This is a genomic window from Saccharibacillus sp. CPCC 101409 (assembly GCF_030518235.1).
Lineage (GTDB): Bacteria > Bacillota > Bacilli > Paenibacillales > Paenibacillaceae > Saccharibacillus.
Window position 1 is genome coordinate 731,801 of sequence record NZ_JAULSA010000002.1, and the last position, 24,127, is coordinate 755,927.

Genomic DNA, 24,127 nt, shown 5'->3' on the forward strand with positions numbered 1-24,127 from the left:
GAACCATGATATTATCGGTAATCGCGATCGCAGCCGCCTATCTGCTCGGCTCGGTCAGCTTCAGCGTGCTGTTTGCGCGGCTGTTTAAAGGCATCGATATTCGCCAGCACGGCAGCGGCAACGCGGGGGCGACCAATACGCTGCGGGTGCTGGGCAAAGGACCGGCCATTCTGGTACTTGCGCTCGATATCTGCAAAGGCATCCTGGCCGTCTGGCTCGGACGCTGGCTGGCGCCGGATTACGAGTGGACGCCGGCGCTTGCCGGTCTGGCCGCGGTCGTCGGCCATAACTGGCCGCTGTATTTCCATTTTAGAGGCGGCAAAGGTATTGCGACGACGATCGGCATGCTGTCGACGCTGTGTTTTCCCCCGGCTCTTTGCGCAGGCGCGATTGCGATCCTGTCGATCGTGCTGACGCGCTACGTTTCGCTCGGCTCGCTGCTGTTTGTGACGCTGACGCCCGTTTTTCTGGTCGTGTACCGGCTTGCGGGCTGGCATGATTATTCGAACGCGGTGCTGATCGTCGGCATCCTGATCTGGGCGCTGGCCGTATGGAGACACCGCGGCAATCTGGTCAAGCTGAAAAACGGAACCGAGAACAAGCTGGGCTCCAAGTCCGGCGGGAAGGAGCGCAGCCTTGGCTAAAAAAGTATGCGTACTCGTAGCCGGCAGCTGGGGAACGGCCCTGGCGATGGTGCTGGCCGACAACGGCCACGACGTTTGGATGTGGGCGCGCGGAGAAGAGCAGGTGCGGGAGATCAACGAGCAGCGCGAAAATTCACGTTTTCTGCCCGGGGTGAAGCTTCCGCAGGGGCTTCGCGCTACAACGGATATGGAAGAAGCGGTGCGGGGCGCGGAAGCGGTCGTGATCGCTTCGCCGTCCAAAGCAATGCGCGAAGTGGCGCGGACGCTCAAGCCTTTTTGGCACGCAGACATGCTCTGCGTGCACGCAACCAAAGGCATGGAACTGGAATCGCTGAAGCGGATGTCGACCGTGATCGCGGAGGAACTGGGCTGCGAAGAGCGGAAGATCGGCGTTATCTGCGGTCCGAGCCACGCGGAAGAAGTGGCGCGCCGGCGTCCGACGACGATCGTCGTCGCCTCGGCGGAAGAAGACGAAGCGCAGCGTGCGCAGAATCTGCTGATGAACGCTTATTTCCGCGTTTATACGAACCGGGACGTACTGGGAGCGGAACTGGCCGGCGCGTTCAAAAATATTATTGCGCTCGGCGCGGGATTGTCGGACGGTCTGGAGAACGGCGACAACGCCAAAGCGGCGCTGCTCACCCGGGGGCTGGCGGAGATTACCCGCGTCGGCACGGAAATGGGCGCGAATCCGCTTACTTTCGCGGGCCTGGCCGGCGTAGGCGATCTGGTCGTCACGGCCACAAGCAAGCACAGCCGGAACTGGCGCGCGGGCTATATGCTGGGTCAGGGCAAGCCGCTCGAAGAGGTGCTCGAATCGATGGGCATGGTCGTGGAAGGCATTCGCACGACAGAAGCCGCGCACAGCATTTCGCAAAAGTACAAAGTCCAGATGCCGATCGCGGAACAGCTGTATCACGTTTTGTTCGAAGGTCTCGATCCCAAAACGGCTGTCGAAGCGCTGATGGGACGCGGACCCAAAACCGAGATGGAAATGATGTCCCAGGAAACGTGGGAGCAGTGGCATACGTAAAACGCGGTTTCCGGCATTTTCGGTCCGGAAACGGACGGAATCGGAAGGGGCGTCGCTTGCTATGAATACGGATCGGGCGAATGCGCCGGTAACGGGCAAACACACCGTACTGTTTCTGCCGGCGGGAATTACGGTCGAAGTGCAGGCCGGGACGACTCTGCTGGCGGCCGCGCGCCGGGCGAAGGTGCATCTGCCGGTGCGCTGCGAAGGGAAGATGGGCTGTTTGATGTGCAAGCTGCAGATCGTGTCCGATCCGCCCGGCGTACTTCCGCCCGCCGAAGGCGAGCGGCGCAAACTGGGCGCCTCGATAAACGGCGGAACGCGTCTGGCCTGCCAGGCCCGGGTCTGCGGCAGCGTATCGGCGGAGGTTCCGGAAGACCCGCTCAAACGGGCGGTCCGGCTGCAGCTGGAGCGTAAGCCGCAGGAAGAAGACGATTTTTTCGGCTTCAATTTCTGAGCCGCATGTTAAATCTGCCGACTTGCTTACGAAACGCTTGAAATTATAAGGCCGGTGTATTACTATATGTGTGTTGCCTTTTAGGAACGCAAGTTCTGGGCAGTTTGAGACTTCCGGCCTTTACTCCGCGCTGCGGTTGGTTTTCAGGGTAATCGGAAAGACCAAATACGCCGTATCGGCGGGCACTCGGACGAGTGCCGGGTATGATTGTAACGGGAGGTGAAACGCATGAACAAATCTGATCTGATCAACCAGGTTGCCGACGCATCGGAGCTTGGCAAGAAAGAAGCGACCAAAGCGGTTGACGCCGTTTTCGAAGCAATCTCCACCGCTCTTCAGAACGGTGAAAAAGTCCAGCTCGTCGGATTCGGAAACTTCGAGATTCGCGAACGTTCCGCCCGTAAAGGACGCAACCCGCAAACCGGCGACGAGATCGAAATCCCGGCTAGCAAGATTCCTGCTTTCAAACCGGGCAAAGCCCTCAAAGACGGAATTAAATAAAATCTACATAATCCTTTCGGGGATTGAAGATTTTCGAACGTTTCGGCCCGCTGGATACCGGAACGCTGGGGAAAAGCCCGTGAATATTCATTCACGGCTTTTCTTTTTTTTGCTCAAGCCCGCCGGTTGACAAGCGCTCCCGGCATTTGCCATCATAAATAGACCAGAGAACGATCGAAGAAGGGAGCGGCATGAATATGGAACAATCGGAAAAAGCGGATTACATTGTAGTCAAAGCGCACGAAAACGGCGTACACGTCATCGGTTTGACCCGGGGGCAGGATACCCGGTTTCATCATACGGAAAAGCTCGACAAAGGCGAAGTGCTGATTGCGCAGTTCACCGACCATACGTCGGCGATCAAAGTGCGCGGCAAAGCGACCGTTTTTACCAAGCACGGAAGCATCGATACGGACGTCTGAACCGCGTTTCCGAAAGAATAGACGGGGATTTGTGAGCGTACGCCTTTCGTAGTTCTTGCGAAAAGCTTATGCTATAATAGAAAAGATTGTGACAAAATTAGCGTTGAACGTTGGAAAAGGTCGGAGGCTTATTGATGAAACCCTACTGCGTACCGGAGAAAACCGAGAAGTATATCGGGTATGACATGATTCAGAACCATACGGACATCCCGGCTCTGCCTGACGCCCGGCTGCGTCTTCTGCACGCCTTTCTCGAAGCTTCCCCCGCGGCGGCCAAGAGCGAAGTGTACGGAACCGTAACCGCGCTGCTGCAGGTCGGGCTCGATATTCACGACCGGGTCGCGCCGGGGGACGACAGCGAAGAAGAGCGCGCAATGCGTTCCAGACAGCTGAAAGTCCTGGCGGGCGATTATTACAGCAGCCGTTTCTACGAACTGCTGGCCGGAGCGGGCGAGATCGGCATGGTGGCCGAGCTCAGCCGGGCGATTGCCGACGTCAACCGCCGCAAGATGGAGCTTTACCTGCGCATGCAGCGGGAGCCGCAGCTCGGCCTGGACGATTATCTGAACGAAATGGCCGGGCTCAAAGCCCGGCTGTTCGAGGGCTTCGACGGTCTGCTGGACGGGCCGCTGCTGCCGCACTGGAACAGACTGCTTACGCTGGTCTCGCTGCATGAAGCGGCGGCCGAGGAACTGCAGGCGGCCGGCGACCGGCAGGCTTACGAGGGGCTTACTTTCCGCGGCGGCAGCGCCGCGGGATCGCCGGAAGACGCGGAAGCGCTGCGCGAGCGGCTCTCGAGGCAGCTGCGGCGGACGGCCGCGGACTTCGAAGCCGCGGTCTCGGAACTGCCCGGCGGGATCGACGTTCAAGCGCTGCGTCTTCTGACGGAGCGGTTTGCGGCGTCGGCCGGCGGGGCGGACGAAGCGAAAGGCGAGGTGAAAGAATAATGGCGGATTCGACCAAACCGAAAGAGGAGTTCGTTCACGACGTCTTTCAGCAGATTGCGCCGAAATACGACCGGATGAACAATATCATAAGCTTTAACCGCCATAAATCGTGGCGCAAATTCGCCATGCGCAAAATGGCGGTCTCGCCGGGCGACAGCGCGATCGATCTGTGCTGCGGCACCTGCGATTGGACGATCAGCCTGGCGGAAGCGAGCAAGGGCGGCCCGATTACGGGACTGGATTTCAGCGAAGCCATGCTGGACGTGGGCCGGGAGAAAGTATCCCGCGCGCCGCACGGGAAAGACATTACGCTGGTTCAGGGCAATGCGATGGAACTGCCGTTTGCCGACAATTCCTTCGACTACGCGACGATCGGCTTCGGCCTGCGCAATGTGCCGGATCTGGTGCAGGTGCTCAAGGAAATGCGCCGCGTCGTCAAGCCCGGCGGCATGGTCGTCTGCCTGGAAGTCTCCAAGCCGACCGCCCAGCCGTTCAAAGGCCTGTATTACTTTTACTTCGATCGGGTGCTGCCGGTGTTCGGCAAAGTATTCGCCAAAAGCTACGAGCAGTACAAATGGCTGCCGGAATCGCTGAAGCCGTTCCCCGGCCGCAAAGAACTGGCGAATATTTTTCGCGAGGTGGGTCTTCAGCGGGTCGAGGATTATCCGCTGACCGGCGGGGTCGCCGCGCTGCATATCGGAACGAAGGAGAAATAAAATGTTTAGGAAAATCGGCGTCTACCTGGAAATGATCAAGATTGAACATACTTTATTCGCGTTGCCGTTCGCCTTTATGGGCATGCTGCTCGGCTCCGTCGTCATCAACGGTCATCTGCCCTCCTGGGCGCAGGCGGGATGGATTCTGCTGGCGATGTTCGGCGCGCGCAGCGCCGCGATGGGCGTCAACCGTCTGGCCGACCGCTATATCGACGCCAAAAATCCGCGTACGGCCAAACGCGCCATTCCGGCCGGGCTGCTGAAGTCGGGCGAAGTCGCCGTGTTTGTCGCGATTTCGTTCGCGCTGTTCCTGTGGGCGACGTTCGAATTGTCTTCGTTCGCGCTGCGGCTGTTCCCGATCGCGGCCTTTATGATCGTGTTCTATTCATATACGAAGCGCTTCACCTGGCTGTGCCACGTCGTGCTGGGACTTACGCTTGCGCTGGCGCCGCTCGGCGGCTGGGCCGCCGTGACGCACAGCTTCAGCTGGTCGTCGCTCGTATTCTATCTGACGATCGCGTTCTGGACCGCGGGCTTCGACGTGATCTACGCCTGCGACGATATCGACTTCGACCGCCGGGAAGGTATTTATTCCATCCCGAGCCGGTTCGGTCTTGAAGGAGCGCTCAAGATCGCCCGCTACTTCCACGTCGTGACGGCGATCGGTTTTATCGCGTTGGCGTTCGTGACGCCGCTCGGCTGGTGGTACGCCGCCGGCGTCGTGATCGCCTGCTCGATTCTGTTCTATCAGCATATGCTCGTCAAGCCGAGCGACCTGAGCCGCGTACAAACGGCGTTCTTCACGATGAACAGTACGCTCAGCGGCATTGTATTTGTTTTTACCCTGATCGATTTGGCGGTGAAATATTGGTAAACGAACTCGCGGGCGCCGGCAGACACTGGGTACTCGGCATCACCGGGGCCAGCGGCAGCGTTTACGGTGTCCGGCTGGCGGAAGTCTTGCTGCAGTCGGGCTTTACCGTTCATCTGGTCGTATCGAACGCCGGATGGCGGGTGCTGAAAGAAGAAATGGGCGTCGACGCTTCGAACCGGGAAGCCGAACTGGACCGCTTTTTCGGCGGCCGGACCGGACGGCTTGTTTATCATCCGGTCGCCGATATCGGCGCGTCGATCGCCAGCGGTTCGTTCCGGGCGGAAGGCATGATCGTCGCGCCTTGTTCCATGGGGACGTTATCTGCGATCGCTCACGGCTCGTCGGACAACCTGATGACCCGGGCCGCCGACGTGATGCTCAAGGAAGGGCGTCCGCTGGTGCTCGTGCCGCGGGAAACGCCGCTGCATGCGATCCATCTGGAGAACATGCTGAAGCTGTCGCGTCTGGGCGTGAAGCTGGTGCCGGCCATGCCGGCTTTTTATCAGCGTCCGCAAACGCTCGACGATCTAGTGAACTTCCTGGCCGGCAAGGTGCTGGACACGATTGGAATCGAGCATAATTTGTTTAAAAGATGGGGGGAGGAAACGTGAGGGAGAGCGAACCGCTGCGCCTTGGGCGCATCCTCTACACCAACGTTTGGCCGGTCTACCATTACTTCGACCCGTCGGCGCTGAGCTTTGACGCGCGGACGACGACCGAAGTGCCGGCCGTATTGAACCGCCTGCTGCTAAGCGGGGAGCTGGACATGAGTCCGGTTTCCTCGTTCGCTTACGGCACAGCTTCGGATCGCTTTCTGCTGCTGCCGGATCTGTCGGTCAGCGCCGACGGTCCGGTCAAGTCGATTCTGTGCTTTTCGAAAATGCCGTTTGCGGAAGCGATACGGGGAAAGATCGCGCTGACCAACACCTCCGCGACCTCGATCAACCTGCTGAAGATCATCGCGGAAAAAGCCTACGGCGCCAAGCCGGAGTACGTCACGTGCGAACCGGAGCTCGAACCGATGCTGGAGCGGGCGGACGCCGCTCTGCTGATCGGCGATCACGCGATCCGCGCGGATTGGGCGGATGCCGGCTATGTCGTCACCGATCTCGGCGAAGAATGGAAGCGCTGGACGGGCAAAAGCATGACTTTTGCGATCTGGGCCGTATCGAAGGACGCGGCGAGCCGTTATCCGGAGCGGATCGGCGAATTGTCGGAAGCGCTGTCGGCGAGCAAGCGGCGCAGCCTGGAAGACCTGCTGCCCGTGGCCCGCAAAGCCGAAGCCGAACTGGGCGGAAAGCTGTCTTATTGGAAAGAGTATTTCGAAAACCTGAATTACGATTTGACCCGGGAACGGCTGGAAGGCCTCGGCCTGTACTTCCGTTACGCCCGGGAGATGGGACTGCTGCCGCGGGACGCGGAGATACAGATTTGGACCGACACTACGCAGATACGGGTGAACGAATGAAACGAATGGAGATCTTCGGAACGTTAAAAAAAGACATGGACGCCGTCGAACGTTCGCTGTACGCCAGCATCGAAAACGAAAGCGAAGCGCTCGGCGAAGCGGCGATGCATCTGCTCAAAGCGGGAGGCAAGCGGCTGCGCCCGGCGTTCGTTCTGCTGGGAGGCAAGTTCGGTACATATGAACTGGAGCGCCTGCAGAGCGTCGCCGTGCCGCTGGAGCTGATCCATATGGCTTCGCTGGTGCACGACGACGTGATCGACAACGCGCAGACGCGCCGCGGCCAGCTGACGGTCAAAGCGCAGTGGGACAACCGCATCGCCATGTATACGGGCGATTACATTTATGCCAAAGCGCTGGAAATGATCACGGTGCTGGAAAATCCGCAGATTCATCGCATTCTGGCGAAAGCTATGGTCGAGATGTCGATCGGCGAAATGGAGCAGATCCGCGACTTTTTCAACGCGGGTCAAAGCATTCGCCGCTATATGCTGCGCATCCGCCGCAAAACGGCGCTGCTGATCGCGGTCAGCTGTCAGCTCGGCGCGCTGGCGGCGGGAGCTTCGGCTTCCGCGGCGCGCGAGCTGTACAACTACGGGTACAACGTGGGCATGGCGTTTCAGATCCGCGACGATCTGCTTGATCTGTGCGGAACGGAGAAGCAGATCGGCAAGCCTCCGGGCAGCGATATCCGCCAGGGCAATATCACGATCCCCGTGCTGTACGCCCTGCAGGACGAAGCCCTTCGCGGTCCGCTGCTGGAAGAAATTTCGCGCATCCATGCCGCGGACGGACGTACGGACGTCAGCCGCGCGGTCGGAATGATTACCGGCAGCGCGGGAATCGCGCGCGCCGAAGAACTGGCCGAACGCTACACGCAAAAAGCGCTGGCCGCGCTGGACAGGCTGCCCGATATCCGGGCCCGCCGCCATCTGCGCGACATCGCCCATTTCGTTTCGAGACGAATGTATTGACCGGAAACAAGCCGGAAGCGCCTCATTTATTGCAGCTCGACGTTTGACCCTCTCAAAAACGAACGCCTTAGCCGATAATAAATCATAGCCGAAAGTGGGAGATTGCGATGGAACGTACTTTTCTGATGGTAAAACCCGATGGAGTGCAGCGCGGATTGATCGGACGGATCGTCAGCCGATTCGAAGACAAAGGGTTCAAGCTGGTGGGCGGCAAGTTTATGCGGATTTCCGAAGAACAAGCCAAACGCCATTACGCCGAGCACGAAGGCAAACCTTTTTTCGGGGAACTGGTCGACTTTATTACGTCGGGACCGGTCTTCGCGATGGTCTGGGAAGGCGACGACGTGATCGCGCTGTCCCGCACCCTGATGGGCAAAACCAGAGTGAACGAGGCGCTTCCGGGTACGATCCGAGGAGATTTCGCGGCGCACACGCCGTTTAATCTGATTCACGGGTCGGACGGTCCGGAAAGCGCTCAGCGCGAAATCGCCAATTTTTTCACCGAAGCGGAACAGCTTGATTACGATAAGGCGGTGACGAGGTGGATCTGACCAGAAGCGGCGCGGGGCGCGAAGAAGTTTCGGCTCCGGGAAGCGACCCGGATTACAGCGGGTTTATCAAAAGTGTAAATGCAAGTACGGGAATCGATCTGGCCCAATATAAGGAAGCGCAGATGAAGCGCCGTTTGACGACGCTGCGCAGCAAACACGGCTACAACACGTTTGCGCAATTTTTCGAAGCGATGAAAAAAGACAAAAACCTGTTTTACGAATTCCTCGACCGGATGACGATCAACGTATCGGAATTCTGGCGCAACCCGAACCGCTGGGAAGTGCTGCGCGACAGCATTGTTCCGGAACTGCGTTCCGGCGGCAAAAAAGGCCTGAAAGTATGGAGCGCGGCCTGCTCGACGGGCGAAGAACCGTATACGATCGCCATGATTCTCGACGGTCACGGCATTCTCGGCGACTCCAAGCTGAACGCGGCCGATCTGGACGAAGGCGCGCTGGCGAAAGCCAAACAGGGCCAGTACCTGGAGCGCTCGCTCAAGGACGTGCCGCCGCAGGTGGCGGAGAAGTATTTCAAAGCCGACGGCCTGATGTACAAAGTGGACGACAAGCTCAAGAGGGCGGTCAATTTCCACAAACTGAACCTGCTGACGGACAAGTTCGAAGACGGCTACGATCTGATCGTGTGCCGGAACGTCATGATCTACTTTACTGAAGAAGCCAAGTCGGCGCTGTACCACAAGTTTGCGGCAAGCCTGCGCAAAGGCGGCATCCTGTTCGTCGGGAGCACCGAGCAGATCTTTTCTCCGGGGCAGTACGGCCTGGAGCCGTGCGACACCTTTTTCTATCGCAAAGCCTGAAACAAATCCGAATCTGCCGATTCGCAAAAGCCGCCGTCGTCCGCATTCCTGCGGAGACGGCGGCTTTTTGCGCGGACGTAAAACAGGGCAAGAAAACGGAGACCCGAACCAAAATAAGAAGGCGGCTTGGAGAAGCAGCAAGCAGATGGTATAATGGGCGAAGACATTTACGGATTTTAGCCGTTTACAGTTTAAAAGTTTAAAGGGGGAACGCATCATGAGTTTACGTTACTTGACCGCCGGGGAGACCCACGGTCCGCAGCTGACCGCGATCGTCGAGGGGATGCCCAGCAATCTGCGGATCGATTTCGAGGCTTTGAATTTCCAGCTGCTGCGCAGACAAAAAGGATACGGCCGCGGCCGGCGCATGCAGATCGAGCAGGATCGCGCCGATATCGTCGGCGGCGTTCGCCACGGGCAGACCACGGGCGCGCCGATTGCGCTTGTCGTCGCCAACAACGACTGGAAGCACTGGACCAAGATCATGAACGTCGAGCCGATCGAAGGCACGGACGAAGAGAAGCGGCGCATCCACCGTCCGCGTCCCGGCCACGCCGACCTGAACGGCGGATTGAAATATAACCAGACGGACCTGCGCAACGTGCTCGAACGCTCGAGCGCCCGCGAAACGGCCGTCCGCGTCGCCGTCGGCGCGCTGGCCCGCCAGTTCCTCGAAAACTTCGGCGTCCGCATCGGCGGCCAGGTGCTGCGCATCGGCGAGATTGCGGCGCCCGCAAACGACCTGCCGCTGGATGAACTGGTTGCGCGCACGGAGGCTTCTTCGGTGCGCGTGGCGGACGAAGAAACCGAGAAGAAGATGGAAGCCTATATCGACCAGATCAAAAAAGACGGCGACTCCGTCGGCGGCATCGTGGAATGTATCGTCGAAGGGCTTCCCGTCGGTCTGGGCAGCTATGTGCAGTACGACCGCAAACTCGACGGAAAGATCGCGCAGGCGGTCATGTCGATCAACGCGTTCAAAGGCGTGGAGATCGGCATCGGCTTCGAAGCCGGACAGCTGCGAGGATCGCAGGTGCATGACGAGATTCTGCATGCGGAAGGGCAGGGGTATACCCGCGCCTCCAATCGCCTCGGCGGCTTCGAAGGCGGCGTGACCAACGGCATGCCGATCGTCGTGCGCGGCGTGATGAAGCCGATCCCGACGCTCTACAAGCCGCTGCGCAGCGTGGATATCGATACAAAAGAAGCGTTCAACGCCCAGGTGGAGCGTTCCGACGCCTGCGCCGTTCCGGCGGCCAGCGTCGTGCTGGAAAGCGTAGTCGCCTGGGAAGTGGCAAAAGCTTTCCTGGAGAAATTCGGCGGCGATTCGATGGAAGAGATCCGCGCGAATTACGACAGCTACAAACGCCAGCTGGAGAACTACTGATATGACGGGCGAAGTTCGAACGCTGACGGTGGAACTCGGCGAACGCTCGTATCCGATCCTGATCGGCGAAGGGCTGCTGGACGAAGCGGCGAAGCATCTTCGGGACGCCGGCGTGCCGGACAAAAGCCCGCTGATGATCGTGAGCGACGACAATACGGCGCCGCTGTATCTGGAGCGCCTGGAGCAGGCGCTCCGCTCCGGAGGGTACCGCGTAGTCAGCGCCGTGGTGGCCGCGGGCGAGAAATCCAAATCGCTGGACGTCTACGAATCGCTGATTACGCGGGCGATCGAAGCCGGTTTGGACCGTTCGTCGGCGATCCTGGCGCTCGGCGGCGGCGTGGTCGGCGATCTGGCCGGCTTTGTCGCCGGGACGTATATGCGCGGCATCCGCTTCGTGCAGGTGCCGACGACCATTCTGGCGCACGACAGCAGCGTCGGCGGCAAAGTGGCGGTCAATCACCCGCTCGCCAAAAATATGATCGGCGTGTTCCATCAGCCCGAGCTTGTCCTTTACGACGTCGGCACGCTTGCGACGCTGCCTCCGCGGGAAGTACGCGCCGGGCTGTCGGAGATGGTCAAGCACGGCCTGATCTGGGACCGCGAGTTTGCCCAATGGTGCTGGGACGCTGCGCCGCGCCTGCTGAATCTCGAGCCGGAAGCGTTGATCTACGGATTGGAACGGGGCTGCGCGATCAAAGCGCAGATCGTCTCGCGCGACGAGCGCGAGAACGATCTGCGGGCGATCCTGAACCTTGGGCATACGCTGGGTCATGCGATCGAAGCCGTAGCGGGTTACGGACGGTTCCTGCACGGCGAAGCCATCGCCGTCGGCATGGCCGCCGCGGCGCTGCTCGGCGAAGAACGCGGCGGGGAAACCGGGCTGTATGCCGAAACGATGCTCATGCTGCGGGCGCTCGAACTGCCCGTCACGCTGCCGGAAGACCTGGACACCGGGGCGTTGATGGCCGCTATGCAGCATGATAAAAAATTTCGGGAAGGCAGGATGGTCTATATCGTGCCGACCGGACTCGGCCGCGTGGAAATAGCGGACGACGTGGAAGCGGACGTCGTTCGGGACATCATCGAACGGCTGAAAGAGAAGGAGGAACCATCGTGATCTACAATCGAGGTATTCGCGGAGCGACGACGGTGGAGCAAAACGACAGGGAAGAAATTTACGTGGCGACCGAAGAACTGGCGGCGGAGATGATCCGGCGCAACGCTGTCGATCCCGAACTTGTCAGCAACGTCTGGATCACGGTGACGCACGATCTGGACGCCGCTTTTCCGGCGGTGGCGATCCGCAAGCAGCCGGGCTGGGACTTCGTGCCGCTGATGTGCGCGATGGAAATTCCGGTCGAAGGCAGCCTGCCGCGCTGCATTCGCTTGATGATTCAGGTGAATACGGGTAAAGGGCAGCGCGAGATCCAGCATGTGTATCAGCGCGGCGCGGTCGTGCTGCGCCCGGATCTGGCAAAGTAAAGTCGCGCGCTTGCTATCGGGCCTGGAATCGGGTATAGTAATTGAAAACCAAACGGATTCGCGCTTTTGCGCCGGGAACAGGAGTGTTTCCGGGTAATGGTGAAGAATCGTGAGGCCCGCAGGGGCCGGGCGGCCGCAGAGCCGCCAGATGAGCAGAGTCAGGCTGAGCTGAGTGAACGTATAGCGAAAGAAACGGAACGCTTCGGAAAGTGCGGCTTCCGATCGACGGTTCCCCGGTTTCTCCTTTTCCATTATTGGATAACAGGAGGACGCCGGGAGTTGCGGCGATCCGAATCGCTTCGAGAAGAAGGCGAAGAGCTTTCCGGTTTCGGCTGTACATAAACGAATGCGATCCCCCGGAAGCGAATTCCGGCGTTCCCGTCCACAGGCGGAACCGCCGGTCGCATCCTACAGGCCTCTGCTGCACAGCGGAGGTCTTTTTGTATCCGCGCAGCGGCGGATTCCGGCGGGAACGGCCTCGAGGCTCCCGATTGAACAAATCCCCTCGAAGGAGAGATCGATATGCAAACCAACGAACCCATCCAGGCTGCAGAATTCCAGGCCGTACAGACTCCGGCGGGCGACTTTGTAAAAGAAGGGCTGGCAAGGGCCGCCGAAGGACATTCGCTGTCGCGCGAGCAGGCCCGTCTGGCGATGGAAGGCATCATGGGCGGAGCGGCGACTCCGGCGCAGATCGGCGGATTTCTGCTGGCGCTGCGCATGAAAGGCGAAACGACGGAAGAAATCACCGGCTTCGCGGAAGCGATGAGAGGCTTTGCGGGCCGCGTCGGAACGCGCCGCGAAGATCTGCTCGACACCTGCGGAACCGGCGGATCGGGCATCCACAAGTTCAATATCTCGACCGCTTCGGCGCTGATCGCCGCTTCCGCTTCGGTGCGCGTCGCCAAGCACGGCAACCGCTCGGCAAGCGGCCGGGCCGGCAGCGCAGACGTGCTGGAAGCGCTCGGCGTCAATATCGGCTTGAACGGCGCTCAGGCCGCCGACTGCCTGGATCGGATCGGCATCTGCTTCCTGTTCGCGCAGACCTACCATCCGTCGATGAAGCACGCGGCGGCCCCGCGCCGCGAACTGGGCGTGCGCACGGTATTCAACCTGCTGGGCCCGCTGACCAATCCGGCCGGCGCCGACCGGCAGCTGCTCGGTCTGTACGACGCCGGCCGCACCGAACAGATCGCCTCGGTGCTTGGCAATCTGGGTACGCGCCGCGCGCTCGTCGTCGCGGGGCTCGACGGCCTGGACGAAATCAGCGTCTCGGGCCCGACCCGCGTGTCGGAATTGAAAGACGGCGTCGTCCGCACGTACGAGATCACGCCGGAAGAACTGGGATTGTCGCGCCATGCGCTGGAGGATATCCTGGGCGGGGACGCGGCGGACAACGCGCGGATCGTGCGCGAAGTGCTGAGCGGCAAGCGCGGCGCCCGCCGCGATATCGTGCTCGCCAACGCGGGAGCGTGCATTTATACCGCCGGCCGGGCCGGCAGTCTGGTTGACGGCGTACGGATGGCGGCGGATATCGTGGATTCGGGGTTGGCGTCGGACAAGTTGGAGCAGTTGATACGGATAACGGGGGAATGCAGCTATGTATCTTGATCGAATCGTCGAAACGAAGAAAAAAGAAGTCGAAGCGCTCAAGCGCTCTTTGTCCATAAAAGAAGCCGAACGGACGATATCGGGCATGCCGGATACGCTCGGATTCGAACGCGCGCTGCGCAGTCCCAACCGTCCGGACATGGCGCTGATCGCCGAAGTCAAAAAGGCGTCGCCGTCCAAAGGGCTGATCCGGGAAGATTTTCATCCGGTGCAGCTTGCGTTCGCGTACGAACAAGGCGGAGCGGACTGCCTGTCCGTACTGACCGACCGGGATTATTTCCAGGGCAGCCCGGAATATCTGACGCAGATTCGCGCCGCGGTGAAGCTGCCGATTCTGCGCAAAGATTTCGTGATCGACGAAAGCCAAATTTACGAAGCCCGGCTGATCGGCGCGGATGCGGTGCTGCTGATCGCGGCGATCCTGCCGGCCGCCCGGCTGCGCGAGCTGAAAGCGGCGGCGGAAGCGCTCGGCCTCGATACGCTGATCGAAGTGCATAACGCGCAGGAGCTGGAAGCGGTGCTAGAAGTAACCGACCGCGGATTGATCGGCGTCAACAACCGCAATCTGCATACGTTCGAGACGAGTCTGGAAGTAACGGCCGAACTGTCGGCCCTCGTGCCGGCAGACGCGCTGCTTATCAGCGAAAGCGCCATCCGCACAGCCGAGGATATCGCTTACGTAGGCGAGAACGGAGCGCGGGGCGTGCTGATCGGCGAAACGTTCATGCGCCGTCCGGATGTGCGGCGGGCCGTGGAAGAACTGATGGGACCGGCGCTGCCCGAAGCGGCTCAACCCCGTTCCGCTTCGCGCCGCGGCGGAGCTTCGTTATGAGGCCGGACGAGATTCGCGAGGCCGATTCGCGGCCGCCGCGGCCGGGAAAAACGGAGGAGCCGCTCCGCCGCACGCTGATCAAAATCTGTGGAATTCAGTCCGCTGAAGTGTTAAAATCTGTGGCAGGTCTGCCGGTCGATTATATCGGGATCGTGTTCGCGCCGAGCAAACGCCGGGTGGAACCGGAAGCGGCGGCGGCTATGCTGAGCGAAGCGTTCGGCGCGCCGGCGGCGGAAGATACGGCGGAAAAGGGAAGTCCGGCGGCCGCATCCGAGCGGACCCGGCCGAAAATCGCGGGCGTATTCGTCGATCCGGCGCTGCCCGAGCTTCGCCGGACGCTGGAAATCGTGAAACTCGACGTGGTGCAGCTGCACGGCGCGGAAACGCCCGAGTACTGCCGCGAAGTGCGCGAAACGTTCGGCGTGCAGGTATTCAAAGCGCTGTCGGTCAAAAGCGATGCGGCGCTCCAACAACATGCCGCTCTTGTCCGGGAAGAAGCCGCCCGACGCGCCGAAGAAGCGGCTTCGGCTTACGCGGGCGCCGTCGACGCGCTGCTGGTGGACACCTACGATCCGCTGCATGGCGGAGGATCGGGACGCACCTTCAACTGGGAACTGATTCCTTTGTATAAAAAGTCGGCCGCCGCGCACGGACTGCCGCTGTTTGTGGCAGGCGGTCTGACGCCGGACAACGCGGGAGAACTGGTGCGCGATTACGCGCCGGGCGGCGTGGACGTATCGAGCGGCGTGGAAACGGACGGACACAAAGATATCGCAAAAATCATTTCATTCGTGGAAAGGGTGGCTATCTCATGATTCAGCAGGTACCGGACGCAAAAGGACGCTACGGCGATTTCGGAGGACGCTTCGTGCCCGAAACGCTGATGAACGCTTTGATCGAACTGGAACAATCTTATTTGAAATACGCGGAGGACGAAGAGTTCAACGCCGAACTGAACGATCTGCTGAAGCAGTATTCCGGCCGGGAAACGCCGCTGTATTACGCGCAGCGGCTGACGGAGCATTTCGGCGGCGCAAAGATTTATCTGAAGCGCGAAGACCTGAACCATACCGGCGCGCACAAGATCAACAACGCGCTCGGACAGGGGCTGCTCGCCGTACGCATGGGCAAAAAGAAAGTGATTGCCGAAACCGGCGCCGGCCAGCACGGCGTGGCGACGGCGACCGTCGCGGCGCTGCTCGGTCTGGAATGCAAAGTATTCATGGGCGAAGAAGACATGCACCGCCAGCAGCTTAACGTATTCCGCATGCGTCTGCTCGGAGCGGAAGTCGTGCCCGTGCTGTCCGGCACCAAAACGCTCAAAGACGCAGGCAACGAAGCGCTGCGCTATTGGGTCAGCCACGTCCACGATACGTTCTATATTCTCGGTTCGGCCGTCGGCCCGCATCCGTATCCGTTGATCGTACGCAACTTCCAGCGGGTGATCGGCGACGAAACGCGGCGCCAGATTCTGGAGAGCGAAGGAAGGCTGCCGGATACGATCGTGGCCGCCGTCGGCGGCGGCAGCAATGCGATCGGCATGTTCTATCCGTTCGTGCGCGACAAAGGCGTGGAGTTTGTCGGCGTGGAAGCGGCCGGCAAAGGCATCGATACGCCGCTGCACGCGGCGACGATGAGCCTGGGCACCAAAGGCGTATTCCAGGGCTCGATGAGTTATCTGCTCCAGGACGAATACGGCCAGGTGCAGCCGGCGCACTCCATCTCGGCGGGACTCGATTATCCCGGCGTGGGTCCGGAGCATTCGTATCTGAAAGACGTCGGCCGGGCCAAATACGTGCCGATTACCGACGACGAAGCGCTGGCGGCGCTCAAACTGCTCTGCCGCACGGAAGGCATTATTCCGGCGCTGGAATCGGCGCATGCGCTGGCGCAGGCCGGCAAGATCGCGCCGGAACTCGGCAAAGATAAACTGCTGGTCGTTTGTTTGTCCGGACGCGGCGACAAAGACGTCGAATCGATTATGGCCTACGAGAACGAAGGAGGAGAAGCGCAATGAATTCGCAGCAGATCACGAACAATCGGACCCGGATGAGCCATGCCGCCGCCGGCGGACTTTCGGCTGGAGGCTCCGCGTCGGGCAGCGGCGAGCGGGCCGACCTGCTGGCGGAGACGTTCCGCCGCATCCGCGAACAAAACGGCACGGCGCTGATTCCTTTTCTGACCGTGGGCGATCCCGATATCGAAACGACCATCGAAATCGTGCAGCACCTGGAAGCAGCGGGCGCGGACGTGCTGGAGCTCGGCGTGCCGTACTCCGATCCGCTCGCCGACGGTCCGGTGATCCAGCGCGCGTCTTCGCGGGCGCTTCAGCAGCTGATTACGGTCCGCACCTGTCTGGAAGTAGCACAAAAAGCCCGCGAGCGCGGCGTGACAATGCCGTTCGTACTGTTCACTTACTATAATCCGGTGCTGCAAACGGGCCTGGAATCTTTCTTCGAACTGGCGGCGGAGCACGGGATCAGCGGCCTGATTATTCCCGATCTGCCGCACGAAGAAGCTTCCGAGATGCTGGAACGCGCGGACCGGGCGAATATCGCGCTGATTCCGCTCGTCGCGCCGACGTCCAGCGAACGGATCGAGAAAATTTTGCAAAACGGCCGCGGCTTCGTTTACTGCGTTTCTTCCCTCGGCGTGACGGGCGAGCGCGCTTCGTTCCACGAAGGCGTTGACGCTTTTATCGAAGACGTCAAATCCCGCACGACCCTGCCGGTGGCGGTCGGTTTCGGCATCTCCAGCCGGGAGCAGGTGCTGCGTTTCTCCGAGCGCTGCGACGGCGTCGTGGTGGGCAGCGCGATCGTGCGAAAAATCGAATCCTGCATCCCCGACCTGATGAATGCCGCCAAACGCGAGAATGCGCTCTTGCAAATTCGCGAATTTGTGGCAGAATTAAAAGCATAACTTTTTGAGCGTGACGCCGCCCGACACTGTCGCGCTGCAACACGCCAAATCAGGAAAGTAGGGGGATTCCATGCAGCCTAAACCGCATATCGTCGATCTTCCGGTTTACCAGCCCGGCAAACCGATCGAAGAAGTTCAAAAAGAATACGGCCTGGACGAAGTCGTCAAACTGGCCTCGAACGAAAATCCGTATGGATTTTCCCCGCGGGTAAGAGACGCGATCGAAAGCGAATTATCCAAATTTTATTTATATCCGGACGGGGCGTCCGTCGAGCTGACGGCCGCACTGGCGGAACATCTGTCCGTGCAGCCCGACCGGATTATTTTCGGTTGCGGCTCGGACGAAGTGATCGCCCTGATCGCCCGCGCGTTCCTGATGGAAGGCGACGAAACGATCATGGCCGACTGCACGTTCTCCGTGTACAAAAGCAATGCGGATATCGAGCAGGCGGTCAGCATCGAAGTTCCGCTCAAGGACGGCAAGCACGATCTCGACGCCATGCTGGCGGCGGTAAGCGACCGGACCAAGATCGTCTGGATCTGCAACCCGAACAATCCGACCGGCACGATTGTAAACCGCGGCGAGCTGCGAAGCTTCTTGGACCGTGTGCCTTCTTCCGTTATGGTCGTGCTCGACGAAGCGTATTTCGAATACGTCACCGATTCCGGCTACCCGGACGGTCTGACACTGCTCGCCGACTATCCGAACGTGGTCGTGCTGCGCACCTTTTCCAAAATTTACGGCCTCGCCGCGCTGCGTATCGGCTACGGAGTCGGCAGCGCCGAAGTGATCCGTTCGATCAACCAGGTGCGCGAGCCGTTTAACACCACGAGAATCGCGCAGGCCGCGGCCAAAGCCGCGCTGGCGGATCAATCTTTCGTCCAGTCCTGCCGGGAGAAGAACGCGGAAGGCATTCAATATCTGGAACGCGAATTCGGCCGTCTCGGCCTGGAAAGTTTCCCGGCCAACGGCAACTTTATCATGGTGGATACCCGGCAGTCCGCGGCGGACCTGTTCCAGCGCATGCTGCGCAAAGGCGTCATCGCCCGTTCGGGGTTCAAGCGTTATCCGACTTATCTGCGGGTCACCGTCGGTTCTCCGCGCGAGAACGAGATTTTTATCCGCATTTTCGAAGAAACGCTGAGCGAGCGGGGCGCGACCGTCTGAACCGGCGGCCGTTTCCCGTAACGACTCGACAACCCACACCTGACGAAGCGAGGCTGACCTCTTATGAAAATTGCCGTTATCGGCGCAGGACTGATCGGCGGCTCGCTGGCGCTGTGCTTCCGGGGCAAACCGGAAATCGAGCTGGTGGGCTACTCCCACCGGCAGGATCTGGCCGACCTCAGCGTACAGCTCGGCGTTGTGGATTCCGCGACCCTGTCGCTGGAAGAAGCCGCGGCGGACGCCGATTTTATTTTTTTGAGCACCCCTGTCGGACTGCTCGAAACGTATTTGGAGAAAATTAACGCGCTACCGTTAAAAAACGGCTGTATCGTAACGGACGTAGGCAGCACCAAAGCGTCGATTGCGGCGCGGGCGCGCGAGCTGGACTGGGGAAAAGCCTGCTTTATCGGCGGACACCCGATGGCCGGTTCGGAGCGTTCGGGCGTGCAGGCGGCGACGTCGCTGCTGTTCGAGAACGCGTATTACGTGCTGACTCCGCCGCCGGAAACCGATCCGGACGCGATCGACGCGCTGACGAGACTGCTGGCGCTCACGCGGGCGAAAGTCATTTGCATGGAGCCGGATCAGCACGACGAGATCGTCGGCGCGATCAGCCATCTGCCGCATATCATTGCCGTGGCGCTCGTCAATCAGATCAGCGGCTACGACGAAAACAACTCCCTGTACCGGACGCTGGCGGCCGGCGGCTTCCGCGATATCACCCGGATCGCGTCGAGCGACCCCGTGGTCTGGCGCGATATTTTGCTGAACAACCGCTTCATCCTTTTAAAGCTTCTACGCGACTGGAATTCCCAGGTCGAAGGCTTTATCGGCCAGTTGGAGCGGGAAGACGGCGAAGGAATCGCCAGACGGTTCCACGACGCCGGCGAATTCCGCAGCGAGCTGCCGGAACGGCGCAAAGGCGCAATCGCGCGGACGTACGACCTGTATCTCGACGTGCCCGACCATCCGGGCATCATCGGGCGAATCACGACCGAGCTCGGTTCGCGCGGCATCAACTTGAGCAACCTGCAGATTATCGAGAGCCGCGAGGATGTACCGGGACTGATGCGGCTGTCGTTTCGCGACGGCGTGCATATGGAACGGGCGCGCGAAGCGCTCGGCAGTCTGGAATTTACCGTTTACACATGAACGTGCGATAAAAGCGCGAGAAGGACGCACGGCTCCGGCCTGCGTCCTTTGTTATCGGCGTACGCATTACATGCGGAGCAATAGAAAATTTTCCGACAAAAAAGGAAAAGAAAGCGTTGACAAAATGGAAGCGGATTCATATAATAAAAGTACAGTATGGTTTCTCTCCACTCCTATTAACTTAGTGCACTTTACGTAGTGTACGGGCCGCTCACAGTGAGCGGTCTTTTTTTTGCGCTTTTTCAAACAGGCGGCGCAAAGGATCGGAATTTGCCGCGATCCGCTTAAATCCTCGTTTTTTGACGAAAAATTGCTTCCAACCGCAAATCAGGACGTTCCGAATGGGTAAAGAATCAGTAGACAGAGACCGTTTTGTTTCGCGAACTGCGACGCGCGGCAGGCCGCTTCTTATCCGGAGCCGGCTTTTTCCGTACGGCGAAGATCCGCGGAACAAGCGAAGGAGGGGAGAATATGGCCGACGCCAAGCCGATGCTGCAGCCTTTGCGCGTCGCATCCGGCTGGAAGCTTGAAGTGAACGGGCTGTACGAGCTGGACCCTTCCCCCGAAACGCTGGACTGGTTCTACGGCTCGATCCTGTTCAGCGCGGTTCACCGGCAGCTCGGGTACGAGCTGTATGTCCGCTGGGAACCGGAAGGCGATCCGGCCGGCTGCTTTTTGCTGCATCGGTATTTTATCAAATTCGGCCCCGCGGGCGGCGAGGTGCTCGAAGCGTATCTGATCGACGAGCAGCGCATCAAGTCGCGGAAGCGGCTGGTCGAACGGCTCGAAGAGCATATGCTGCAAACGACATGGATGTAGCGCACCGCCGGTTGACGGGCGGCAGGCGGCGGATAACCGGAGGCTTCCGGTTCCGCCGCCTTTTGTTTTGCGCGCCCCGAAGGGTATACTGGAAAGATAGCGAGAAACTGCAGGGCGCGGAGGGAATTCCATGATTTACATAACGGGCGATGTGCACGGCGCGGGTCGAATCGGCAGCCGGCTGAACAGCCGGGTGTTTCCCGCGCAGAAGAAGCTGGGCAAAAAAGATTTCGTGATCGTCGCCGGCGATTTCGGTCTGCTCTGGAACGGGGATGCCGAAGACCGGTTCTGGCTGAAGTGGCTGGATCGGACCAAGCCGTTCACCACATTGTTTATCGACGGGAATCACGAGAATTTCGAGCTGCTGGAAAACGGATTTTGCGCTGACCCATACCTGCTCGCGTTCGGCGCTGGACTGGATCGGCACAAATCTCGGCACCGAAGCGAAGCCCGACGAGATGCACGATTATTTTCAGTCGATCGAAGACAAACTGGATTACGGCCGCTGGTTCTTCGGACATTATCACGCCGAGGCGAAGCTGCCCCGCCGCCGCAGGCTGATCTATCAAGACCTGATCGAGAGCGAAAGGAGCGAGTAACCGGCATGGAACGACTTTCGGACTCCGTCAAACGAAATATGGAAGAGCTGCTTGAGCGAAAAAAGTCCGGCGATACGGCGCAAGCTGTCCGGCTGCTGGGTCAAATTGGCCGTTCGGACCAATGCGAAGCCGCCGCTGCGCTGCTGCCGTTTCTGTACGACGAAGAGCCGGATATCGCGGCGGCCGCCGAATCGGCGCTGGGACGGCTGCTCGAAAGCTGTCCGCCGGATGGGCTGGTCCGGCTCGACGAACAATCGCGCTTGGGAAGCGGCCGGCTGTGGCAGGTCGATACGCCGCCCTGGCGGGAAGCGCAGGCAGCGGTTTTGTCCGCGCTGGACGGCGCGGGCTTTACGCGCCTTGCGCTGGCGAGCTTTCACCGGAGCGGCTTCGTGCGCGAACAGGCGGTGCTGCGTCTGGGAAGCCTCCCCGGAGGAAAAGGGCTGCCGTTTCTGCTGCTGCGCATGAACGACTGGGTGCGCCAGATCCGCCGGCAGTCGCAGCGTTCGCTCGAAAGCAGGCTCCTGCCGGAATTCGCGGACGACTGGCTGGCTTCGACCGAATTGGTTTTGCGCCTGCTTCAATGCAGCCGCGATTCGTTCGGCCCTTTCGTCGAAGCCGTGGCCGTGCTGCTGCGGCGCGCGGAGTGCGCGCCGGCGCTGAACCGGGCGATGGGCTCGCCGCGGGCGCCGGAGCGGCGCTTCGCGTTCCGCTGCGCGCTGGAAGCGGAAGCGGCTTCTCCCGCGGAAGTGCTCGGCCGCGCGCTGTCGGCAGCCGATCCTTGGCTGCGCCTGTGGGCGGCCCGTCTGGCCGCGAAACGGCTGTTCGGAAGCGAGCGAACCGCCGCTTTGGAAACCATGCTGCGCGATCCGCTGCCGGCCGTGCGCCGCGAAGCGCTGGATGAGCTGCCCGGGCACGACGCCGGCCTCGCCGAAACGGTTCTGCAAGCCGCGCTGCTGGACCGCAGTCCGGCGGTGCGGGAGACCGCGCGCCGGCAGTTGGACCGGCTCGATCCCGGCGGGAACGATTATGCGCTGCTGTATCTCGACGCGATCTGGAACGGGGACGAGCGGAGGCTGCCGCAGGCTGTAGCGGGTCTGGGGGAGACGGGTTCGGCAGCCGACGCCGAGGTGCTGCTCGATTACGCCGGCCATTTGCGGCCGGCGGTGCGCAAAGCCGTGCTGCGCGCCTGGACCCTGCTCGGCGCTGACGAGTACGCGCGGCGGATCGCGCTTGAGCTGCGCAGTCCGCAGCCCGGCGTTTCGCGCGCCGCGGCGGAAGCGCTGCTGCGGCATCCGCACTGGATTACGGCGGAGGAACTGCTGGAGATTCTGTCGGACGAAGCGAATCCGCATGTAAGGCGCAATGCGCTGCGTCTCCTGCCCCGGCTGGGCCGATGGAAGCAGCTGCTTGTGCTGCTGCGCCGCCTGCCGTCAGCGGACGACGAGGACGAAGAGAGCCTGGTGCGCCGTCAGCTGTCCGGCTGGATCAAGCAGCCGAACCGCAGTTATGCGGATTTCCCCTCGGAAGCCGAGCGCGGGGAACTGCTCGGCGCGCTGGAGGCGGGCCGCCGGAAGCTGACGCAGCAGGAATACCGCTCGCTGCAATGGCTAATTCCGACTTGAACTGTCGGAGCCGGCATAGGATACTGTAGAATAAGACTTTTCATGCAGACGCATAAGGACGAACGATAAACCGAACGAATACGAATCAAGCTGCAAAGGGGATCACACGATGATGAACTGGGCGGAAATCGCCAGAACCAAAAACGTGCACGCCGTCCGTACCGCCGCCGGCGAACTGGACGTCAACGAAAAAGACGAGCGCGGCCGCACGCCGCTGATGCTGTTTATGACGTACAAGCTGCCGACGGAAGCGATCGAGATTCTGCTGGAGCGCGGCGCGGAGCTGGAAGTGACGGACAAGCTGGGCGAGACGGCGCTGCTCAAAGCGATCAAATTCCATCAGGTGGGTTCGGTCAAGCTGCTGCTGAAATACGGCGCCCAGATCGATTCGCCGGCCGGCATTCGCTCGACGCCGTGGAATGCGGCCCGCGCGGACCGGACGCTGGCCGATCTGCTGCTGGATACGCACGGCGCGGTGCGGCTGACGCTGACAAGCGAGGAAGAACAAACGCTGAACGCGCTGCTGTACGAAGAAAACGGACAAAAGCTGCGCGAAGGCCTGCGTAACCTGGATTCGTCCGTGCTGCTGCATGCTTTCGTCAACGCGTACAACTGGGACGACGGACCGGAGATCATGTTCGACGTGCTGGAGCACCCGGCCTGCGCGGAGATCACGCTGCTGGATATGTACGATCTGGCCGACGGGGATTACTGGCTTCAGGCGCATCCCGAAGACTATGCGGATTCCGAAGAAGGAGTCCGCTACCGGGAGCTGGCCAAGCGCCTGCGGGACAGATTGGAATCGTCGCTGCCGGAAAACTTTCGATGAACCCCGCTTTCGGGGAATGGATCGAACACATCGAACGCGGAAAAACCCGGGGGTACGAACAAGTCGAAGCCTGCGCGAAATGCAAATCGGGCGAACGGATTGTCCAGTATGCGTTACGAAAACGCGGCGGCCGGTATCAGGCTTATTTCTTTGCCGTCGATACAAACGAGATGGATCGCGCCGAAGATGCGGCGGAAGAATCGCTGCTGGAATTCGATCGGCTGCAGGAAGCGCTGGGCAGCCTGCAAAGCCGGGGAGCGGAGTTCTCGCGCTTTGCCCCGTTCAAAGGACAGCAGCCGTTCTGA

The 24,127-nt window shown here is 60.5% G+C and carries 28 protein-coding genes and 1 pseudogene; all 29 read left to right on the top strand.

Annotated elements, in window-relative coordinates:
- The first annotated feature begins 5 nt into the window (after positions 1-5).
- The 29 genes and pseudogenes from plsY to QWJ34_RS07590 all read left to right on the top strand — a co-directional run bounded on the left by plsY (position 6) and on the right by QWJ34_RS07590 (position 24,127).
- Complete coding sequence (plsY, locus tag QWJ34_RS07450; RefSeq protein WP_302726548.1) at positions 6-644, top strand: glycerol-3-phosphate 1-O-acyltransferase PlsY; 639 nt, start codon at positions 6-8, stop codon at positions 642-644.
- Positions 637-1,677: an NAD(P)H-dependent glycerol-3-phosphate dehydrogenase gene (locus QWJ34_RS07455; RefSeq protein WP_302726550.1), complete on the top strand. Its 1,041-nt coding sequence runs from the start codon at positions 637-639 to the stop codon at positions 1,675-1,677. Before plsY ends, QWJ34_RS07455 begins: the two co-directional genes overlap by 8 nt.
- A 61-nt stretch (positions 1,678-1,738) precedes the next feature.
- Positions 1,739-2,134, top strand: coding sequence for a 2Fe-2S iron-sulfur cluster-binding protein (locus tag QWJ34_RS07460; protein ID WP_302726552.1), 396 nt, complete (start codon positions 1,739-1,741; stop codon positions 2,132-2,134).
- Between the two features lie 228 nt (positions 2,135-2,362).
- Positions 2,363-2,635, top strand: coding sequence for an HU family DNA-binding protein (locus tag QWJ34_RS07465; protein ID WP_302726553.1), 273 nt, complete (start codon positions 2,363-2,365; stop codon positions 2,633-2,635).
- A gap of 197 nt (positions 2,636-2,832) precedes the next feature.
- The gene (mtrB, locus tag QWJ34_RS07470) at positions 2,833-3,057 is read left to right on the top strand and encodes a trp RNA-binding attenuation protein MtrB (RefSeq protein ID WP_302726730.1); all 225 of its coding nucleotides are present in this window, start codon (positions 2,833-2,835) and stop codon (positions 3,055-3,057) included.
- A gap of 134 nt (positions 3,058-3,191) precedes the next feature.
- Entirely contained in the window at positions 3,192-4,004 is an 813-nt protein-coding gene (locus QWJ34_RS07475; protein WP_302726555.1) for a heptaprenyl diphosphate synthase component 1, read from the top strand.
- Positions 4,004-4,720 (top strand): demethylmenaquinone methyltransferase, encoded by a 717-nt coding sequence (locus QWJ34_RS07480; protein WP_302726557.1) that lies wholly within the window; start codon positions 4,004-4,006, stop codon positions 4,718-4,720. The genes QWJ34_RS07475 and QWJ34_RS07480 overlap by 1 nt, the downstream gene beginning before the upstream one ends.
- A gap of 1 nt (position 4,721) precedes the next feature.
- The gene (locus QWJ34_RS07485) at positions 4,722-5,594 is read left to right on the top strand and encodes a UbiA-like polyprenyltransferase (RefSeq protein WP_302726559.1); all 873 of its coding nucleotides are present in this window, start codon (positions 4,722-4,724) and stop codon (positions 5,592-5,594) included.
- The gene (locus tag QWJ34_RS07490; protein WP_302726561.1) at positions 5,588-6,205 is read left to right on the top strand and encodes a UbiX family flavin prenyltransferase; all 618 of its coding nucleotides are present in this window, start codon (positions 5,588-5,590) and stop codon (positions 6,203-6,205) included. Before QWJ34_RS07485 ends, QWJ34_RS07490 begins: the two co-directional genes overlap by 7 nt.
- Positions 6,187-7,062, top strand: coding sequence for a menaquinone biosynthesis protein (locus QWJ34_RS07495; RefSeq protein ID WP_302726563.1), 876 nt, complete (start codon positions 6,187-6,189; stop codon positions 7,060-7,062). Before QWJ34_RS07490 ends, QWJ34_RS07495 begins: the two co-directional genes overlap by 19 nt.
- Complete coding sequence (locus QWJ34_RS07500) at positions 7,059-8,033, top strand: polyprenyl synthetase family protein (RefSeq protein ID WP_302726565.1); 975 nt, start codon at positions 7,059-7,061, stop codon at positions 8,031-8,033. The genes QWJ34_RS07495 and QWJ34_RS07500 overlap by 4 nt, the downstream gene beginning before the upstream one ends.
- Positions 8,034-8,140: 107 nt before the next feature.
- Entirely contained in the window at positions 8,141-8,584 is a 444-nt protein-coding gene (gene ndk, locus QWJ34_RS07505) for a nucleoside-diphosphate kinase (protein ID WP_302726567.1), read from the top strand.
- Positions 8,575-9,402 (top strand): CheR family methyltransferase, encoded by an 828-nt coding sequence (locus tag QWJ34_RS07510; RefSeq protein ID WP_302726569.1) that lies wholly within the window; start codon positions 8,575-8,577, stop codon positions 9,400-9,402. Before ndk ends, QWJ34_RS07510 begins: the two co-directional genes overlap by 10 nt.
- Before the next feature lie 217 nt (positions 9,403-9,619).
- On the top strand, positions 9,620-10,789 hold the full coding sequence (aroC, locus tag QWJ34_RS07515) for a chorismate synthase (RefSeq protein WP_302726570.1): 1,170 nt from the start codon (positions 9,620-9,622) through the stop codon (positions 10,787-10,789).
- Position 10,790: 1 nt separating this feature from the next.
- Positions 10,791-11,906, top strand: coding sequence for a 3-dehydroquinate synthase (gene aroB, locus QWJ34_RS07520; protein WP_302726572.1), 1,116 nt, complete (start codon positions 10,791-10,793; stop codon positions 11,904-11,906).
- Positions 11,906-12,271: a chorismate mutase gene (gene aroH / locus QWJ34_RS07525; protein WP_302726732.1), complete on the top strand. Its 366-nt coding sequence runs from the start codon at positions 11,906-11,908 to the stop codon at positions 12,269-12,271. Before aroB ends, aroH begins: the two co-directional genes overlap by 1 nt.
- 522 nt (positions 12,272-12,793) lie before the next feature.
- Positions 12,794-13,882: an anthranilate phosphoribosyltransferase gene (trpD, locus tag QWJ34_RS07530; RefSeq protein ID WP_302726574.1), complete on the top strand. Its 1,089-nt coding sequence runs from the start codon at positions 12,794-12,796 to the stop codon at positions 13,880-13,882.
- Positions 13,872-14,714 (top strand): indole-3-glycerol phosphate synthase TrpC, encoded by an 843-nt coding sequence (gene trpC, locus QWJ34_RS07535; RefSeq protein ID WP_302726576.1) that lies wholly within the window; start codon positions 13,872-13,874, stop codon positions 14,712-14,714. The genes trpD and trpC overlap by 11 nt, the downstream gene beginning before the upstream one ends.
- Before the next feature lie 119 nt (positions 14,715-14,833).
- The gene (locus tag QWJ34_RS07540; protein ID WP_302726578.1) at positions 14,834-15,529 is read left to right on the top strand and encodes a phosphoribosylanthranilate isomerase; all 696 of its coding nucleotides are present in this window, start codon (positions 14,834-14,836) and stop codon (positions 15,527-15,529) included.
- Complete coding sequence (gene trpB / locus QWJ34_RS07545) at positions 15,529-16,731, top strand: tryptophan synthase subunit beta (RefSeq protein WP_302726734.1); 1,203 nt, start codon at positions 15,529-15,531, stop codon at positions 16,729-16,731. Before QWJ34_RS07540 ends, trpB begins: the two co-directional genes overlap by 1 nt.
- Positions 16,728-17,633 (top strand): tryptophan synthase subunit alpha, encoded by a 906-nt coding sequence (gene trpA, locus QWJ34_RS07550; protein WP_302726580.1) that lies wholly within the window; start codon positions 16,728-16,730, stop codon positions 17,631-17,633. Before trpB ends, trpA begins: the two co-directional genes overlap by 4 nt.
- A gap of 70 nt (positions 17,634-17,703) precedes the next feature.
- On the top strand, positions 17,704-18,801 hold the full coding sequence (gene hisC, locus QWJ34_RS07555; RefSeq protein ID WP_302726581.1) for a histidinol-phosphate transaminase: 1,098 nt from the start codon (positions 17,704-17,706) through the stop codon (positions 18,799-18,801).
- Positions 18,802-18,864: 63 nt separating this feature from the next.
- Positions 18,865-19,953, top strand: a complete 1,089-nt coding sequence (locus QWJ34_RS07560; protein WP_302726582.1) for a prephenate dehydrogenase — start codon at positions 18,865-18,867, stop codon at positions 19,951-19,953.
- A 471-nt stretch (positions 19,954-20,424) separates the two neighbouring features.
- Positions 20,425-20,772, top strand: a complete 348-nt coding sequence (locus QWJ34_RS07565; protein WP_302726584.1) for a hypothetical protein — start codon at positions 20,425-20,427, stop codon at positions 20,770-20,772.
- Positions 20,773-20,902: 130 nt separating this feature from the next.
- Positions 20,903-21,094 (top strand): annotated as a pseudogene (locus QWJ34_RS07570) (metallophosphoesterase); the annotation flags it as partial.
- A 136-nt stretch (positions 21,095-21,230) separates the two neighbouring features.
- Positions 21,231-21,371 carry a hypothetical protein gene (locus QWJ34_RS07575; RefSeq protein ID WP_302726742.1) on the top strand — a complete coding sequence of 47 codons (141 nt, stop codon included), beginning with the start codon at positions 21,231-21,233 and terminating at the stop codon, positions 21,369-21,371.
- Between the two features lie 5 nt (positions 21,372-21,376).
- Positions 21,377-22,993: a hypothetical protein gene (locus tag QWJ34_RS07580; protein WP_302726744.1), complete on the top strand. Its 1,617-nt coding sequence runs from the start codon at positions 21,377-21,379 to the stop codon at positions 22,991-22,993.
- 109 nt (positions 22,994-23,102) lie between these two features.
- A complete protein-coding gene (locus QWJ34_RS07585) occupies positions 23,103-23,822 on the top strand; it encodes a DUF4274 domain-containing protein (RefSeq protein ID WP_302726586.1) in 720 nt (239 codons plus the stop codon).
- Positions 23,819-24,127, top strand: coding sequence for a hypothetical protein (locus tag QWJ34_RS07590; RefSeq protein WP_302726588.1), 309 nt, complete (start codon positions 23,819-23,821; stop codon positions 24,125-24,127). The genes QWJ34_RS07585 and QWJ34_RS07590 overlap by 4 nt, the downstream gene beginning before the upstream one ends.

What these genes read in the sequence shown, in the direction of transcription:
- QWJ34_RS07495 (WP_302726563.1), top strand. Translation starts at nt 6,187, where the DNA reads ATGGGGGGAGGAAACGTGAGGGAGAGCGAACCGCTGCGCCTTGGGCGC.
- QWJ34_RS07485 (WP_302726559.1), top strand. Translation starts at nt 4,722, where the DNA reads ATGTTTAGGAAAATCGGCGTCTACCTGGAAATGATCAAGATTGAACAT.
- QWJ34_RS07590 (WP_302726588.1), top strand. Translation starts at nt 23,819, where the DNA reads ATGAACCCCGCTTTCGGGGAATGGATCGAACACATCGAACGCGGAAAA.
- trpC (WP_302726576.1), top strand. Translation starts at nt 13,872, where the DNA reads ATGTATCTTGATCGAATCGTCGAAACGAAGAAAAAAGAAGTCGAAGCG.
- plsY (WP_302726548.1), top strand. Translation starts at nt 6, where the DNA reads ATGATATTATCGGTAATCGCGATCGCAGCCGCCTATCTGCTCGGCTCG.
- ndk (WP_302726567.1), top strand. Translation starts at nt 8,141, where the DNA reads ATGGAACGTACTTTTCTGATGGTAAAACCCGATGGAGTGCAGCGCGGA.
- QWJ34_RS07580 (WP_302726744.1), top strand. Translation starts at nt 21,377, where the DNA reads ATGGAACGACTTTCGGACTCCGTCAAACGAAATATGGAAGAGCTGCTT.
- QWJ34_RS07565 (WP_302726584.1), top strand. Translation starts at nt 20,425, where the DNA reads ATGGCCGACGCCAAGCCGATGCTGCAGCCTTTGCGCGTCGCATCCGGC.
- QWJ34_RS07500 (WP_302726565.1), top strand. Translation starts at nt 7,059, where the DNA reads ATGAAACGAATGGAGATCTTCGGAACGTTAAAAAAAGACATGGACGCC.
- QWJ34_RS07575 (WP_302726742.1), top strand. Translation starts at nt 21,231, where the DNA reads ATGCACGATTATTTTCAGTCGATCGAAGACAAACTGGATTACGGCCGC.
- hisC (WP_302726581.1), top strand. Translation starts at nt 17,704, where the DNA reads ATGCAGCCTAAACCGCATATCGTCGATCTTCCGGTTTACCAGCCCGGC.
- QWJ34_RS07475 (WP_302726555.1), top strand. Translation starts at nt 3,192, where the DNA reads ATGAAACCCTACTGCGTACCGGAGAAAACCGAGAAGTATATCGGGTAT.
- trpD (WP_302726574.1), top strand. Translation starts at nt 12,794, where the DNA reads ATGCAAACCAACGAACCCATCCAGGCTGCAGAATTCCAGGCCGTACAG.
- trpA (WP_302726580.1), top strand. Translation starts at nt 16,728, where the DNA reads ATGAATTCGCAGCAGATCACGAACAATCGGACCCGGATGAGCCATGCC.
- mtrB (WP_302726730.1), top strand. Translation starts at nt 2,833, where the DNA reads ATGGAACAATCGGAAAAAGCGGATTACATTGTAGTCAAAGCGCACGAA.
- QWJ34_RS07460 (WP_302726552.1), top strand. Translation starts at nt 1,739, where the DNA reads ATGAATACGGATCGGGCGAATGCGCCGGTAACGGGCAAACACACCGTA.
- QWJ34_RS07585 (WP_302726586.1), top strand. Translation starts at nt 23,103, where the DNA reads ATGATGAACTGGGCGGAAATCGCCAGAACCAAAAACGTGCACGCCGTC.
- aroC (WP_302726570.1), top strand. Translation starts at nt 9,620, where the DNA reads ATGAGTTTACGTTACTTGACCGCCGGGGAGACCCACGGTCCGCAGCTG.
- aroB (WP_302726572.1), top strand. Translation starts at nt 10,791, where the DNA reads ATGACGGGCGAAGTTCGAACGCTGACGGTGGAACTCGGCGAACGCTCG.
- QWJ34_RS07480 (WP_302726557.1), top strand. Translation starts at nt 4,004, where the DNA reads ATGGCGGATTCGACCAAACCGAAAGAGGAGTTCGTTCACGACGTCTTT.
- QWJ34_RS07560 (WP_302726582.1), top strand. Translation starts at nt 18,865, where the DNA reads ATGAAAATTGCCGTTATCGGCGCAGGACTGATCGGCGGCTCGCTGGCG.
- QWJ34_RS07465 (WP_302726553.1), top strand. Translation starts at nt 2,363, where the DNA reads ATGAACAAATCTGATCTGATCAACCAGGTTGCCGACGCATCGGAGCTT.